27 protein-coding genes are annotated in these 13,612 nt (G+C 54.6%); all 27 read left to right on the forward strand.

The features are described 5' to 3' along the window. Window positions 1-12: 12 nt before the first annotated feature. The gene (gene tuf / locus AC1Z24_RS02770) at window positions 13-1,206 is read left to right on the forward strand and encodes an elongation factor Tu (protein WP_259104506.1); all 1,194 of its coding nucleotides are present in this window, start codon (window positions 13-15) and stop codon (window positions 1,204-1,206) included. 141 nt (window positions 1,207-1,347) lie between these two features. After that, entirely contained in the window at window positions 1,348-1,659 is a 312-nt protein-coding gene (gene rpsJ, locus AC1Z24_RS02775; RefSeq protein ID WP_003186070.1) for a 30S ribosomal protein S10, read from the forward strand. A gap of 81 nt (window positions 1,660-1,740) precedes the next feature. Then, on the forward strand, window positions 1,741-2,376 hold the full coding sequence (gene rplC, locus AC1Z24_RS02780; RefSeq protein ID WP_259104507.1) for a 50S ribosomal protein L3: 636 nt from the start codon (window positions 1,741-1,743) through the stop codon (window positions 2,374-2,376). Window positions 2,377-2,388: 12 nt separating this feature from the next. Next, complete coding sequence (gene rplD, locus AC1Z24_RS02785; RefSeq protein WP_259104508.1) at window positions 2,389-2,991, forward strand: 50S ribosomal protein L4; 603 nt, start codon at window positions 2,389-2,391, stop codon at window positions 2,989-2,991. Continuing rightward, the gene (gene rplW / locus AC1Z24_RS02790; RefSeq protein ID WP_002555488.1) at window positions 2,988-3,287 is read left to right on the forward strand and encodes a 50S ribosomal protein L23; all 300 of its coding nucleotides are present in this window, start codon (window positions 2,988-2,990) and stop codon (window positions 3,285-3,287) included. The genes rplD and rplW overlap by 4 nt, the downstream gene beginning before the upstream one ends. Before the next feature lie 14 nt (window positions 3,288-3,301). Further along, entirely contained in the window at window positions 3,302-4,126 is an 825-nt protein-coding gene (gene rplB / locus AC1Z24_RS02795; protein ID WP_259104511.1) for a 50S ribosomal protein L2, read from the forward strand. A 16-nt stretch (window positions 4,127-4,142) separates the two neighbouring features. Beyond that, on the forward strand, window positions 4,143-4,418 hold the full coding sequence (gene rpsS, locus AC1Z24_RS02800) for a 30S ribosomal protein S19 (RefSeq protein WP_002555486.1): 276 nt from the start codon (window positions 4,143-4,145) through the stop codon (window positions 4,416-4,418). A gap of 11 nt (window positions 4,419-4,429) precedes the next feature. Then, the gene (gene rplV, locus AC1Z24_RS02805; protein ID WP_002555485.1) at window positions 4,430-4,762 is read left to right on the forward strand and encodes a 50S ribosomal protein L22; all 333 of its coding nucleotides are present in this window, start codon (window positions 4,430-4,432) and stop codon (window positions 4,760-4,762) included. Between the two features lie 13 nt (window positions 4,763-4,775). Then, complete coding sequence (gene rpsC / locus AC1Z24_RS02810) at window positions 4,776-5,462, forward strand: 30S ribosomal protein S3 (RefSeq protein WP_003176422.1); 687 nt, start codon at window positions 4,776-4,778, stop codon at window positions 5,460-5,462. 12 nt (window positions 5,463-5,474) lie between these two features. After that, window positions 5,475-5,888, forward strand: coding sequence for a 50S ribosomal protein L16 (rplP, locus tag AC1Z24_RS02815; RefSeq protein ID WP_025215754.1), 414 nt, complete (start codon window positions 5,475-5,477; stop codon window positions 5,886-5,888). Further along, complete coding sequence (gene rpmC / locus AC1Z24_RS02820; protein ID WP_002555481.1) at window positions 5,888-6,079, forward strand: 50S ribosomal protein L29; 192 nt, start codon at window positions 5,888-5,890, stop codon at window positions 6,077-6,079. Before rplP ends, rpmC begins: the two co-directional genes overlap by 1 nt. Window positions 6,080-6,081: 2 nt before the next feature. Beyond that, complete coding sequence (gene rpsQ, locus AC1Z24_RS02825; RefSeq protein ID WP_003444370.1) at window positions 6,082-6,348, forward strand: 30S ribosomal protein S17; 267 nt, start codon at window positions 6,082-6,084, stop codon at window positions 6,346-6,348. A 23-nt stretch (window positions 6,349-6,371) separates the two neighbouring features. Beyond that, the gene (gene rplN, locus AC1Z24_RS02830) at window positions 6,372-6,740 is read left to right on the forward strand and encodes a 50S ribosomal protein L14 (protein WP_002555479.1); all 369 of its coding nucleotides are present in this window, start codon (window positions 6,372-6,374) and stop codon (window positions 6,738-6,740) included. 11 nt (window positions 6,741-6,751) lie between these two features. Further along, the gene (gene rplX / locus AC1Z24_RS02835) at window positions 6,752-7,066 is read left to right on the forward strand and encodes a 50S ribosomal protein L24 (protein WP_008081905.1); all 315 of its coding nucleotides are present in this window, start codon (window positions 6,752-6,754) and stop codon (window positions 7,064-7,066) included. Window positions 7,067-7,088: 22 nt separating this feature from the next. Next, the gene (gene rplE, locus AC1Z24_RS02840; protein ID WP_004883677.1) at window positions 7,089-7,628 is read left to right on the forward strand and encodes a 50S ribosomal protein L5; all 540 of its coding nucleotides are present in this window, start codon (window positions 7,089-7,091) and stop codon (window positions 7,626-7,628) included. Window positions 7,629-7,641: 13 nt separating this feature from the next. After that, on the forward strand, window positions 7,642-7,947 hold the full coding sequence (gene rpsN, locus AC1Z24_RS02845; RefSeq protein WP_027898304.1) for a 30S ribosomal protein S14: 306 nt from the start codon (window positions 7,642-7,644) through the stop codon (window positions 7,945-7,947). A 214-nt stretch (window positions 7,948-8,161) separates the two neighbouring features. After that, on the forward strand, window positions 8,162-8,554 hold the full coding sequence (gene rpsH / locus AC1Z24_RS02850) for a 30S ribosomal protein S8 (protein WP_259104517.1): 393 nt from the start codon (window positions 8,162-8,164) through the stop codon (window positions 8,552-8,554). A 12-nt stretch (window positions 8,555-8,566) separates the two neighbouring features. Beyond that, the gene (gene rplF / locus AC1Z24_RS02855) at window positions 8,567-9,100 is read left to right on the forward strand and encodes a 50S ribosomal protein L6 (RefSeq protein WP_259104518.1); all 534 of its coding nucleotides are present in this window, start codon (window positions 8,567-8,569) and stop codon (window positions 9,098-9,100) included. Window positions 9,101-9,110: 10 nt separating this feature from the next. Then, window positions 9,111-9,461 carry a 50S ribosomal protein L18 gene (rplR, locus tag AC1Z24_RS02860; protein ID WP_259104520.1) on the forward strand — a complete coding sequence of 117 codons (351 nt, stop codon included), beginning with the start codon at window positions 9,111-9,113 and terminating at the stop codon, window positions 9,459-9,461. A 3-nt stretch (window positions 9,462-9,464) separates the two neighbouring features. Next, window positions 9,465-9,965, forward strand: a complete 501-nt coding sequence (gene rpsE, locus AC1Z24_RS02865; RefSeq protein ID WP_259104522.1) for a 30S ribosomal protein S5 — start codon at window positions 9,465-9,467, stop codon at window positions 9,963-9,965. A gap of 2 nt (window positions 9,966-9,967) precedes the next feature. Next, window positions 9,968-10,144, forward strand: a complete 177-nt coding sequence (rpmD, locus tag AC1Z24_RS02870) for a 50S ribosomal protein L30 (protein ID WP_003186033.1) — start codon at window positions 9,968-9,970, stop codon at window positions 10,142-10,144. 3 nt (window positions 10,145-10,147) lie between these two features. After that, window positions 10,148-10,582, forward strand: coding sequence for a 50S ribosomal protein L15 (gene rplO / locus AC1Z24_RS02875; RefSeq protein WP_259104527.1), 435 nt, complete (start codon window positions 10,148-10,150; stop codon window positions 10,580-10,582). After that, window positions 10,583-11,911, forward strand: a complete 1,329-nt coding sequence (gene secY / locus AC1Z24_RS02880; RefSeq protein ID WP_259104528.1) for a preprotein translocase subunit SecY — start codon at window positions 10,583-10,585, stop codon at window positions 11,909-11,911. A gap of 28 nt (window positions 11,912-11,939) precedes the next feature. Next, a complete protein-coding gene (gene rpmJ / locus AC1Z24_RS02885; protein WP_002555468.1) occupies window positions 11,940-12,056 on the forward strand; it encodes a 50S ribosomal protein L36 in 117 nt (38 codons plus the stop codon). 130 nt (window positions 12,057-12,186) lie between these two features. Then, the gene (gene rpsM / locus AC1Z24_RS02890; RefSeq protein WP_259104533.1) at window positions 12,187-12,543 is read left to right on the forward strand and encodes a 30S ribosomal protein S13; all 357 of its coding nucleotides are present in this window, start codon (window positions 12,187-12,189) and stop codon (window positions 12,541-12,543) included. Window positions 12,544-12,573: 30 nt separating this feature from the next. Further along, window positions 12,574-12,963, forward strand: a complete 390-nt coding sequence (gene rpsK, locus AC1Z24_RS02895) for a 30S ribosomal protein S11 (protein ID WP_002555466.1) — start codon at window positions 12,574-12,576, stop codon at window positions 12,961-12,963. Window positions 12,964-12,981: 18 nt separating this feature from the next. Then, entirely contained in the window at window positions 12,982-13,602 is a 621-nt protein-coding gene (gene rpsD / locus AC1Z24_RS02900; protein ID WP_259104538.1) for a 30S ribosomal protein S4, read from the forward strand. The last annotated feature ends 10 nt before the right edge of the window (window positions 13,603-13,612 follow it).

The raw sequence follows: 13,612 nt of genomic DNA on the forward strand, positions 1-13,612 counted from the left end.
GAGTTCACTGTCGTGGCTAAAGAAAAATTTGAACGTAACAAACCGCACGTCAACGTTGGCACTATCGGTCACGTTGACCACGGTAAAACCACTCTGACCGCTGCTCTGACTCGCGTCTGCTCCGAAGTTTTCGGTTCGGCTAAAGTCGACTTCGACAAAATCGACAGCGCACCAGAAGAAAAAGCTCGCGGTATCACCATCAACACCGCTCACGTTGAATACGATTCGGCCGAGCGTCACTACGCTCACGTTGACTGCCCAGGTCACGCCGACTACGTAAAAAACATGATCACCGGTGCTGCCCAGATGGACGGCGCGATCCTGGTTTGCTCGGCCGCCGATGGTCCGATGCCACAAACCCGTGAGCACATCCTGCTGTCCCGTCAGGTTGGCGTTCCGTACATCGTTGTCTTCCTGAACAAGGCTGACATGGTTGACGACGCTGAGCTGCTGGAACTGGTTGAAATGGAAGTGCGCGATCTGCTGAGCACTTACGACTTCCCAGGCGACGATACCCCGATCATCATCGGTTCGGCTCTGATGGCTCTGAACGGCCAAGACGACAACGAAATGGGTACCACCGCAGTCAAGAAGCTGGTTGAGACTCTGGACAGCTACATCCCGCAACCAGAGCGCGCAATCGACAAGCCGTTCCTGATGCCAATCGAAGACGTGTTCTCGATCTCGGGTCGCGGTACTGTTGTTACCGGTCGTGTTGAGCGCGGTATCATCAAGATCCAGGAAGAAGTAGAAATCGTAGGTCTGCGTGACACTACCAAAACTACTTGCACTGGCGTTGAGATGTTCCGCAAGCTGCTGGACGAAGGCCGTGCTGGTGAGAACTGCGGCGTTCTGCTGCGTGGCACCAAGCGTGACGACGTTGAGCGTGGCCAGGTTCTGGTCAAGCCAGGCACCGTCAAGCCGCACACTCAGTTCGAAGCTGAAATCTACGTTCTGAGCAAAGAAGAAGGCGGTCGTCACACTCCTTTCTTCAAAGGCTACCGTCCACAGTTCTACTTCCGTACTACCGACGTAACTGGTAGCTGCGAACTGCCGGAAGGCGTAGAAATGGTTATGCCAGGTGATAACGTTAAAGTTTCCGTTACCCTGATCAAGCCAATCGCAATGGAAGATGGTCTGCGTTTCGCAATCCGTGAAGGCGGTCGTACCGTCGGCGCTGGCGTCGTAGCCAAAATCATCGCGTAAGCGTTGATTCAAAAAAGAAGCCCCCGCCTAGCGGGGGCTTTTTTATTGGGTTGACACCCTCAAAGCCGGTCTATAGAATTGCGCCTCCTTTAAACGGGCGTATTGCGCTCGGTGGGAACAGCAATCTGGAGTCTGAATCCAATGCAAAACCAGCAAATCCGTATCAGGTTGAAGGCTTTTGACCATCGCCTGATCGACCAATCCACCCAGGAAATCGTGGAAACCGCGAAACGTACTGGTGCTCAGGTGCGTGGTCCAATTCCACTGCCGACCCGTAAAGAGCGGTTCACCGTTCTGGTTTCTCCGCACGTCAACAAAGACGCGCGCGACCAGTACGAGATCCGCACTCATAAGCGCGTTCTGGACATCGTCCAGCCAACGGATAAAACCGTTGATGCTCTTATGAAGCTTGATCTTGCGGCCGGTGTGGAAGTGCAGATCAGCCTCGGCTAAGACTTGGGTCTTAGTCGTGTAACGCTCTGAAATGGGCGGCCATAGCGGGTGAAAGCCCCGTACACTCATGAGGTTTACAACATGACTATTGGTGTAGTCGGTCGTAAATGCGGTATGACCCGTATTTTCACCGAAGAAGGTGTCTCCATTCCGGTTACGGTCATTGAGATCGAGCCGAATCGCGTCACTCAGTTCAAAACCGAAGAAACCGATGGCTATCGTGCAGTGCAAGTCACTGTCGGCGAGCGTCGTGCTTCGCGTGTTACAGCTGCTCAGGCTGGCCACTTCGCTAAGGCGAACGTAGCTGCCGGTCGCACCGTAATGGAATTCCGCCTTGAAGAAGGCGATTACCAGGCAGGCGACCTGATCAGCACTGAAATCTTCGCCGCTGGTCAACTGGTTGATGTAACCGGTCAGTCCAAAGGTAAGGGTTTCCAGGGCACGATCAAGCGCTGGAATTTCCGCGGGCAAGATAATACCCACGGTAACTCCCTGTCCCACCGCGTCCCAGGCTCTATCGGCCAGTGCCAGACTCCTGGTCGTGTATTCAAGGGCAAAAAAATGTCCGGTCATATGGGCGCTGAGCGCGTGACCGTGCAGTCCCTGGAAGTAGTGCGCGTGGACGCTGAACGCAATCTGTTGTTGGTCAAGGGTGCCGTTCCAGGCGCTACTGGCGGCAATCTGGTTGTACGTCCAGCAGCCAAGGCTCGCGGTTAAGGGGAAGCTGACATGCAATTAAATGTAAATGACGCTCAAGCAATCGAAGTTTCCGAACTGACATTTGGCGGCGAATTCAACGAGACGCTGGTTCACCAGGCAGTCGTGGCCTACATGGCTGGCGGTCGTCAGGGTAGCAAGCAGCAAAAGACCCGTTCCGACGTTTCCGGTGGCGGTAAGCGCCCATGGCGTCAGAAGGGTACTGGCCGTGCTCGTGCCGGTACTATCCGTAGCCCAATCTGGCGTGGCGGCGGTACCACTTTCGCAGCTCGTCCACAGGACCACTCTCAGAAGCTCAACAAGAAGATGTATCGCGCAGCTCTGCGCTCCATCCTTGCTGAACTGGTTCGTACTGATCGTCTGGTCGTGGTTCAGGATTTCGCCGTTGAATCGCCGAAAACCAAAGACCTGCTGGGCAAGTTGAACAACATGAGCCTGACCGACGTTCTGATCGTGTCCGACTCCGTTGACCAGAATCTGTACCTGGCTGCTCGTAACCTGCCGCACGTAGATGTACGTGACGTTCAAGGTTCCGATCCAGTTAGTCTGATCGCATACGACAAAGTGTTGATCACTGTGTCGGCCGTGAAGAAATTCGAGGAGCTGCTGGGATGAACCAGGAACGCGTATTTAAAGTTCTGCTTGGCCCGCACGTTTCCGAGAAGGCTACGGTTCTGGCAGACAAGAAAGGCCAGTTCGTTTTCAAGGTTGCAACTGACGCAACCAAGCTGGAAATCAAGAAGGCCGTCGAAAGCCTGTTCAGCGTGAAAGTTGAGCGTGTTACTACCCTGAATGTTCTGGGTAAGAGCAAGCGCACTGCTCGCGGTCTGGGCAAGCGTAATGACTGGAAGAAGGCAGTTATCTCCCTTCAGCCAGGCCAAGATCTCGATTTCAGCAGCAGTGCTGAGTAAGGAAGGGGTGCATCATGGCAATCGTTAAATGCAAACCGACTTCCCCTGGCCGCCGTTTTGTGGTCAAGGTGGTCAACCAGGAGCTGCATAAAGGCGCTCCTCACGCACCGCTGCTCGAGAAGAAATCGAAGTCTGGTGGTCGTAACAACAATGGCCGTATTACTACCCGTCATATCGGTGGTGGTCATAAGCAGCATTATCGTCTGGTCGACTTCCGTCGCAACGACAAGGATGGCATCGCTGCCACCGTCGAGCGTATCGAATACGATCCAAACCGTACTGCTCACATCGCACTGCTGCTGTACGCAGACGGCGAGCGTCGTTACATCATCGCGCCTAAAGGCGTGAGTGCTGGCGACCAGCTGATAGCAGGCGCTCTGGCTCCAATCAAGCCAGGCAACGCTCTGCAACTGCGCAACATCCCAGTGGGTTCTACCATTCACGGCATCGAACTGAAGCCAGGTAAAGGTGCACAGATCGCTCGTTCCGCTGGTGCTTCGGCTCAGCTGATCGCTCGTGAAGGTGTCTACGTTACCCTGCGTCTTCGCTCCGGTGAAATGCGTAAAGTTCTGGCTGAATGCCGTGCAACGCTGGGCGAAGTCTCGAACTCCGAGCACAGCCTGCGTTCGCTGGGTAAAGCTGGTGCCAAACGCTGGCGTGGCGTTCGCCCAACCGTTCGTGGTGTTGCCATGAACCCGGTTGACCACCCACATGGTGGTGGTGAAGGTCGTACCTCTGGTGGTCGTCATCCGGTATCGCCGTGGGGCTTCCCGACTAAGGGCGCGAAGACTCGTGGTAATAAGCGTACCGACAAAATGATCGTCCGTCGTCGCAAGTAAATAGAGGGATACGACAGTGCCACGTTCTCTGAAAAAAGGTCCTTTTATCGATCTTCACCTACTGAAGAAGATCGAAGTGGCGGCGGAAAAGAACGATCGCAAGCCGGTGAAAACCTGGTCGCGTCGTTCGATGATCCTGCCACAAATGGTCGGTTTGACCATCGCAGTACACAACGGTCGTCAACACGTCCCCGTTCTCGTGAACGAAGACATGGTCGGCCACAAACTGGGCGAGTTCGCCGGTACCCGCACATATCGTGGGCACGTGGCTGACAAGAAAGCCAAGCGTTAAGGGGTTAGGAAATGGAAGTAGCCGCTAAGTTGTCGGGCGCTCGAATCTCCGCCCAGAAAGCCCGCTTGGTCGCCGACCAGATCCGCGGGAAGAAGGTGGGCGAAGCGCTCAACCTGTTGGCTTTCAGCAGTAAGAAAGCCGCCGAGATCCTGAAAAAAGTGCTGGAGTCGGCCGTAGCCAACGCCGAGCATAACGAAGGCGCAGACGTTGATGACCTCAAGGTCAGCACCGTTTTCGTCAACGAAGGGCGTTCGCTGAAGCGCATCATGCCACGTGCCAAAGGCCGTGCTGATCGCATCGTCAAGCGGTCTTGCCATATCACTGTCAAGGTTGCTGACAAGTAACGGAGTCGAAGAGATGGGTCAGAAAGTACATCCCATTGGCATTCGCCTGGGAATCGTCAAGGAGCACACCTCCGTCTGGTACGCAGACGGTCGGACTTATGCGGACTATTTGTTCGCTGATCTGAAGGTGCGTGAGTATCTCCAAGACAAACTAAAAAGCGCGTCCGTCAGCCGTATCGATATCCATCGTCCGGCTCAGACAGCACGTATCACCATCCACACCGCTCGCCCAGGTATTGTTATCGGGAAGAAAGGTGAAGATGTTGAGAAACTGCGTCAGGACCTGACCAAGCAAATGGGTGTGCCTGTGCACATCAATATCGAAGAGATCCGCAAGCCGGAACTCGACGGTATGCTGGTTGCGCAGAGCGTAGCTCAGCAGCTGGAGCGTCGTGTAATGTTCCGTCGCGCCATGAAGCGCGCTGTACAGAACGCCATGCGCATTGGTGCCAAAGGCATCAAAATCCAAGTGAGCGGTCGTCTCGGCGGTGCTGAAATCGCACGTACTGAATGGTATCGCGAAGGGCGTGTGCCATTGCACACCCTGCGTGCCGACATCGACTATGCCAACTACGAAGCTCACACCACTTATGGTGTGATCGGTGTAAAGGTTTGGATCTTCAAAGGCGAAGTAATTGGTGGTCGCCAAGAAGAACTGAAACCACAAGCACCAGCGCCTCGTAAAAAAGCTGCTAAGTAAGGGGTACGCCAAATGTTGCAACCTAAGCGTACGAAGTTCCGCAAGCAAATGACCGGTCACAACCGTGGCCTGGCACTGCGCGGTAGCAAAGTCAGCTTCGGCGAATTCGCTCTGAAGTCTGTTGCTCGTGGTCGTCTCACCGCTCGTCAGATCGAGTCAGCGCGTCGTGCTCTGACCCGTCACGTAAAACGTGGCGGCAAGATCTGGATCCGTGTATTCCCGGACAAGCCGATCTCCAAAAAACCTCTCGAGGTTCGTATGGGTAAAGGTAAGGGTAACGTGGAATATTGGGTTGCCCAGATTCAGCCAGGCAAAGTCCTGTATGAAATCGAGGGTGTTACTGAAGAGTTGGCGCGTGAGGCTTTCGCCCTGGCTGCTGCAAAGCTGCCACTCGCCACCGCTTTTGTTAAACGGACGGTGATGTGATGAAAGCGAATGAACTTCGTGAAAAATCAGCACAGCAGCTGAACGAGCAACTGCTCGGCTTGCTGCGCGACCAGTTCAATCTGCGTATGCAGAAAGCAACTGGCCAGTTGGGGCAGTCTCACCTGCTCTCGCAAGTTAAGCGTGACATCGCTCGCGTGAAGACTGTGCTCAACCAGCAGGCAGGTAAGTAATCATGGCTGAAGCCGAAAAAACCGTCCGTACGCTGACTGGCCGTGTTGTCAGCGACAAGATGGACAAGACCATCACCGTTCTGATTGAGCGTCGCGTTAAGCACCCAATCTACGGTAAATACGTTAAGCGTTCGACGAAGCTGCACGCGCACGACGAAACCAATCAGTGCCACATCGGCGACAAGGTCACGATCCGTGAAACCCGTCCGCTGGCCAAGACCAAGTCTTGGGCACTGGTTGATATCCTCGAACGTGCCGTGGAAGTCTAAGGACTAGGGGTCGGAGAAATTATATGATTCAGACTCAATCCATGCTCGATGTGGCCGATAACAGCGGCGCTCGCCGCGTTATGTGCATCAAGGTGCTGGGTGGCTCCCATCGTCGTTACGCTGGTATCGGTGACATCATCAAAGTTACCGTCAAGGAAGCAATTCCTCGCGGTAAGGTGAAAAAAGGCCAAGTGATGACTGCTGTTGTAGTCCGCACTCGCCATGGCGTCCGTCGTGCTGACGGCTCCATCATCCGCTTTGATGGCAACGCTGCTGTTCTTCTGAACAACAAGCAAGAGCCGATCGGCACCCGTATCTTTGGGCCAGTGACCCGTGAACTTCGTACTGAGAAGTTCATGAAGATCGTCTCGCTCGCCCCAGAAGTGCTGTAAGGAGATCCGACATGCAAAAGATTCGTCGTGACGACGAGATCATCGTGATCGCCGGCAAAGACAAAGGTAAGCGCGGTAAGGTGCTCAAGGTTCTCGCTAACAACCGTCTGGTTATTAGCGGTCTGAACCTGGTTAAGCGTCATACCAAGCCAAACCCTATGTCGGGCGTGCAGGGCGGTATCGTCGAAAAAGAAGCTCCACTGGACGCTTCTAACGTCGCCATTTTCAACGGCGAAACCAACAAGGCTGACCGCGTTGGTTTCAAAGTAGAAGACGGCAAAAAAATTCGTGTCTTCAAGTCGACCCAAAAAGCGGTTGATGCTTGAACACTGCTAGGTAGATGAGACCATGGCACGACTGAAAGAGATTTACCGGAAGGAAATCGCTCCGAAGCTTAAGGAAGAACTTAAGCTGGCGAACGTGATGGAAGTTCCGCGCGTTACTAAAATCACCCTGAACATGGGTCTGGGCGAAGCGATCGGCGACAAAAAAGTCATCGAGCACGCTGTTGCTGACCTGGAAAAGATCACCGGCCAAAAAGTCGTTGTGACTTACGCTCGGAAATCCATCGCTGGCTTTAAAGTCCGTGAAGGTTGGCCGATCGGCGTCAAAGTGACTCTGCGCCGCGATCGTATGTACGAATTCCTGGATCGTCTGCTGTCGATCTCCCTGCCTCGGGTTCGCGACTTCCGCGGCCTGAATGCCAAGTCCTTCGATGGTCGTGGTAACTACAGCATGGGCGTTAAAGAGCAGATCATCTTCCCGGAAATCGACTACGACAAGATCGATGCTCTCCGCGGTCTGGACATTACCCTGACCACCACTGCCAAGAACGATGACGAAGGCCGCGCTCTGCTGCGTGCTTTCAAATTCCCGTTCCGCAACTGATTGGAGTAGGAAAATGGCCAAGAAGAGCATGAAGAACCGTGAGCTGAAGCGTCAGCTCACCGTTGCCAAGTACGCCACTAAGCGTGCAGCGCTCAAAGCAATCATCGTTGATCTGAACGCAAGTCCAGAAGCACGTTGGGAAGCTACCGTAGCTCTGCAGAAGCAGCCACGTGACGCAAGCGCTTCGCGCATGCGTAACCGCTGCCGCATCACTGGTCGTCCGCACGGCGTTTACCGCAAGTTCGGCCTCGGCCGTAACAAGCTGCGTGAAGCTGCAATGCGTGGTGATGTACCAGGTCTGGTTAAAGCCAGCTGGTAATGCGCGTTTCTCGCTAGATTTCGGCCGGCCGTCTCGACGGTTGGTCGGATTCGAGCCTGAATCTGAATCAAGCCCCTCATGGGGCTTGATTCATTTCTGGGGTAGGTCTAGAATTGCCGGCTCGCCTGAGCCCGTGTTTTTCATTTGCCCGGAATTTCTCGGCGATAAGCTGTAGCCGCAAGGCTAATTATTTTGTATTAGGAGCGTCTAGCCCATGAGTATGCAGGACCCGTTAGCGGACATGCTAACTCGTATCCGTAATGCCCAGATGGCTGAAAAGCCCGTCGTAAGCATGCCATCTTCCACGTTGAAGGTAGCTGTAGCCAAAGTCCTGAAAGACGAAGGTTACATTGCGGGTTATCAGATCAGCAGCGAAGCAAAGCCTTCGTTGTCCATCGAGCTGAAGTACTTCGAAGGCCGTCCGGTCATCGAAGAAGTGAAGCGCGTCAGTCGTCCAGGCTTGCGTCAGTACAAGTCCGTCGATGAGTTGCCAAAAGTTCGTGGCGGCCTCGGTGTGTCTATCGTCTCCACCAACAAAGGTGTGATGACGGATCGTGCTGCGCGCGCTGCCGGTGTCGGCGGCGAAGTGCTTTGCACAGTGTTCTAAGGGGGGATAAGCATGTCACGCGTAGCTAAGAACCCCGTTAAGTTGCCATCCGGCGTCGAAGTCAAACTCGTCGGCCAGCAGCTTTCGGTGAAGGGTACTAAAGGTACTCTGGAACTGAACATCCATTCGTCCGTTGAGATCGTTGAAGAAGCCGGTGAGCTGCGTTTCGCTGCTCGCAATGGCGATCAACAAACTCGCGCAATGGCCGGCACCACTCGTGCACTGGTTAACAACATGGTCCAGGGCGTAAGCCAAGGCTTCGAGCGCAAGCTCCAGCTGGTCGGTGTTGGTTACAAAGCGCAAGCAAAAGGCACAGTGCTGAACCTGGCTCTTGGCTTCTCGCACCCAGTGGATTACGAATTGCCGGAAGGCATCACCGCTGAGACTCCCAACCAGACCGATATCTTCATCCGGGGTATCGACAAGCAGTTGGTTGGTCAAGTGGCCGCTGAGATCCGCGACTTCCGCCGTCCTGAGCCGTACAAAGGCAAAGGTGTGCGTTACGCAGACGAAGTCGTCCGCCGTAAAGAAGCCAAGAAGAAGTAGGGCATAGCAAATGACCGTCAAAAAAGTTACCCGACTGCGTCGCGCTCGCAAAGCACGCCTGAAAATGCACGAACTCGAAGTCGTGCGTCTCTGCGTGTACCGCTCTTCGCAGCACATTTATGCCCAGGTCATTTCGGCCGACGGCAGCAAAGTCCTGGCGAGCGCCTCGACTTTGGACAAAGAACTGCGTGATGGTGCCACTGGCAACATCGACGCGGCCACTAAGGTTGGCCAGCTGGTCGCTACACGTGCGAAAGCCGTGGGCGTCTCGCAAGTGGCTTTCGACCGCTCTGGCTTCAAGTACCACGGTCGCGTCAAGGCGCTGGCTGATGCTGCTCGTGAAGCTGGGCTGGAGTTCTAAGTTATGTCAAATAACGACCAAAAGCGCGACGAAGGCTACATCGAGAAGCTGGTTCAAGTTAACCGCGTAGCCAAAACCGTTAAAGGCGGCCGTATCTTCACTTTCACCGCGTTGACCGTGGTGGGTGATGGTAAAGGTCGTGTAGGTTTCGGCCGCGGCAAGTCCCGCGAAGTGCCAGCTGCTATCCAGAAAGCGATGGAAGCTGCTCGTCGCAACATGATCCAGGTTGATCTGAACGGCACTACCCTGCAGTACGCAATGAAGTCCGCCCATGGCGCTTCGAAGGTGTACATGCAGCCTGCTTCTGAAGGTACCGGTATCATCGCTGGCGGCGCTATGCGTGCTGTCCTCGAAGTTGCTGGCGTTCAGAACGTTCTGGCTAAGTGCTATGGCTCGACTAACCCAGTGAACGTGGTTTACGCCACTTTCAAGGGTTTGAAAGGCATGCAGTCTCCTGAATCCATTGCTGCCAAGCGTGGCAAGCGTGTTGAGGAGATCGTCTGATCATGGCTACCGTTAAAGTAACGCTGATCAAAAGCATGACCGGCCGTATCCCTAACCACAAACTGTGCGTTAAGGGTCTTGGTCTGCGTCGCATCGGTCACACTGTAGAAGTCCTGGATACTCCCGAGAATCGCGGGATGATCAACAAGGCTTACTACATGCTGCGTGTCGAGGGTTAATCGATGAAACTCAATGATCTGAGTCCAGCGCCGGGTTCCCGTCGCGAAAAGCATCGTCCGGGCCGTGGTATCGGTAGCGGTTTGGGTAAGACTGGTGGCCGTGGCCACAAAGGTCAGACCTCCCGCTCCGGTGGCACCATTGCTCCAGGCTTTGAAGGCGGTCAACAGCCGCTGCATCGCCGTCTGCCTAAGTTCGGTTTCGTTTCCCTGAAGGCCATGGACCGCGCAGAAGTGCGTTTGTCCGAGCTGTCTAAAGTGGAAGGCGACATCGTTACTGTGCAGTCCCTGAAAGATGCCAACGTGATCAACCAAAGCGTACAGCGTGTGAAAATCATGCTGTCCGGCGAAGTTACTCGCGCTGTCACTATCAAAGGTATCGGCGCCACCAAAGGTGCGCGTGCGGCTATCGAAGCAGCTGGCGGCAAGTTCGAGGAATAAATGGCTAAGCAAGGTGCTCTCTCAGCGCTCAGCAAAGGCGGGTTGTCCGAGCTCTGGGCTCGACTGCGTTTTCTGTTCCTGGCGATTATCGTCTATCGGATCGGCGCGCATATCCCAGTTCCAGGCATAAACCCGGACCGGCTGGCGGACCTGTTTCGACAGAATGAGGGGACCATTCTTAGCTTGTTCAACATGTTTTCCGGCGGCGCGCTGGAGCGGATGTCGATTTTTGCACTGGGAATCATGCCGTACATTTCGGCATCGATCATCATGCAGTTGATGACCGCTATCAGCCCGCAGCTGGAGCAGTTGAAGAAGGAAGGTGAGGCTGGCCGTCGCAAGATCAGCCAGTACACCCGCTATGGCACCGTTGCCCTGGCATTGGTTCAAGCCACCGGCATGTCCGTTGGCCTGGCCGGTCAGGGGGTCGCGTTTTCTGGTGGTCTCAGTTTCCACTTCGTAGCAGTGACCACCTTCGTGGCGGGCGCACTGTTCATGATGTGGCTGGGCGAGCAGATTACCGAGCGCGGTGTCGGTAACGGTATCTCGATGTTGATTTTTTCGGGTATCGTCGCCGGTCTTCCGAGGGCAATTGGGCAGTCTTTCGAGTCTGCACGTCAGGGCGATATCAACATTTTCGCGTTGGTTGCCATCGGTTTGCTGGCAGTAGCGATCATCGGTTTCGTGGTGTTCATTGAGCGTGGTCAGCGGCGAATAGCCGTTCACTATGCCAAGCGTCAGCAGGGCCGCAAGGTATTCGCTGCGCAGACCAGCCACTTGCCGCTGAAAGTGAACATGGCTGGGGTAATCCCGGCTATTTTCGCAAGCAGCATCTTGCTGTTCCCGGCTTCGCTGGGTTCCTGGTTTGGTCAGTCTGAAGGTATGGGCTGGTTGCAGGACATCTCGCAGTCGATCGCTCCTGGTCAGCCGTTGAATATTCTGCTGTTTAGTGCAGGGATTATTTTCTTCTGCTTCTTCTATACGGCGTTGATGTTCAATCCGAAAGACGTAGCGGAAAACCTGAAGAAGTCCGGTGCCTTTATTCCGGGTATTCGTCCAGGCGAGCAGTCGGCGCGCTACATTGATGGCGTTCTGACTCGTTTGACCCTGTTCGGTGCTCTTTATATGACGGCCGTGTGCCTGTTGCCTCAGTTCCTTGTGGTCGCAGCAAACGTTCCGTTCTACCTTGGCGGGACCTCGTTGCTGATCGTGGTCGTGGTTGTGATGGACTTCATGTCCCAAGTACAATCGCACCTCGTTTCGCACCAGTACGAATCCCTGATGAAGAAAGCCAACCTGAAGGGCTACGGCAGCGGCATGCTGCGCTGAAGCACCCATAAGGTTCGAGGAGTTGGTGATGAAAGTTCGTGCATCGGTTAAAAAACTGTGCCGCAACTGCAAAATTATTCGCCGCGAAGGTGTTGTTCGAGTAATTTGCAGCGCGGAACCACGTCACAAGCAGCGCCAAGGCTGATTGTGAGCTGTGCTTAAGCCCAGCAGCTAGTGCGCTGCTGGGTTGATTATTTGTTACTACAGCGATATTATCTCGCGCCCTATTTCTTGGCTTCCGGGGCGTAGGTAGCTGTCAATTGGAGTCCCACTGAATGGCCCGTATTGCAGGCGTTAACATTCCAGATAACAAGCATACTGTTATCTCGCTGACCTACATTTATGGTGTTGGTCGCACAACTGCACACAAAATCTGTGCAGACACCGGGGTTAACCCGGCGGCAAAGATCAAAGATCTGAGCGACGAGCAGATTGAACAGCTGCGTGGCGAAGTGGCGAAGTTCACCACTGAAGGTGACCTGCGTCGCGAAATCAACATGAAAATCAAGCGCTTGATGGACCTGGGCTGCTACCGCGGTCTGCGTCATCGTCGTGGTCTGCCAGTACGCGGTCAGCGTACCAAGACCAACGCGCGTACTCGCAAAGGTCCGCGTAAGCCGATCCGCAAGTAATCGCACCAGCGCAACGACAGGAATTTAGTCATGGCAAAACCTGCTGCTCGTCCTCGTAAAAAAGTTAAAAAGACGGTGGTTGATGGCATCGCCCACATCCACGCTTCTTTTAACAACACAATCGTCACCATCACCGATCGTCAAGGTAATGCGCTTTCTTGGGCTACCTCCGGCGGCTCGGGTTTCCGTGGTTCGCGCAAATCCACCCCGTTCGCTGCTCAAGTAGCCGCTGAACGTGCTGGCCAAGCTGCGCTGGAGTACGGCCTGAAGAACCTCGACGTTAACGTCAAGGGTCCAGGTCCAGGTCGTGAGTCTGCTGTCCGTGCTTTGAACGGCTGTGGCTATAAGATCGCCAGCATCACCGACGTGACGCCAATCCCGCACAACGGGTGCCGTCCGCCGAAGAAGCGCCGCGTGTAATCCAGGAGACTGTAAGAAATGGCTCGTTACATTGGTCCAAAATGCAAATTGGCTCGTCGCGAAGGCACTGATCTCTTCCTGAAGAGCGGCGTCCGCGCACTTGAATCCAAGTGCAACATCGAAGCAGCTCCAGGTATCCACGGCCAACGCCGCGGTCGCCAGTCCGATTACGGTACTCAGCTGCGTGAGAAACAAAAAGTTCGTCGTATCTACGGCGTCCTTGAGCGTCAGTTCAGCGGCTACTACAAAGAAGCTGCCGGCAAGAAAGGCGCAACAGGTGAGAACCTGCTGCAACTTCTGGAATGCCGTCTGGACAACGTCGTCTATCGTATGGGCTTCGGCTCTACTCGTGCAGAATCCCGTCAATTGGTTTCGCACAAGTCGGTCAGCGTTAACGGCAAAACCGTTAACATTCCTTCGTACCAGGTTCGTGCTGGTGACGTGGTAGCTATCCGCGAGAAGGCTAAGAACCAACTGCGCATTGTCCAGGCTCTCGATCTGTGTGCCCAACGTGGCCGCGTAGAATGGGTAGAAGTAGACACTGAAAAGAAATCTGGCGTCTTCAAAAGCGTTCCAGCTCGCAGTGATCTGTCCGCCGACATCAACGAAAGCCTGATTGTCGAGCTCTACTCCAAGTAAGGGCTAGAAA

It is taken from the genome of Pseudomonas sp. JL23, assembly GCF_056933585.1.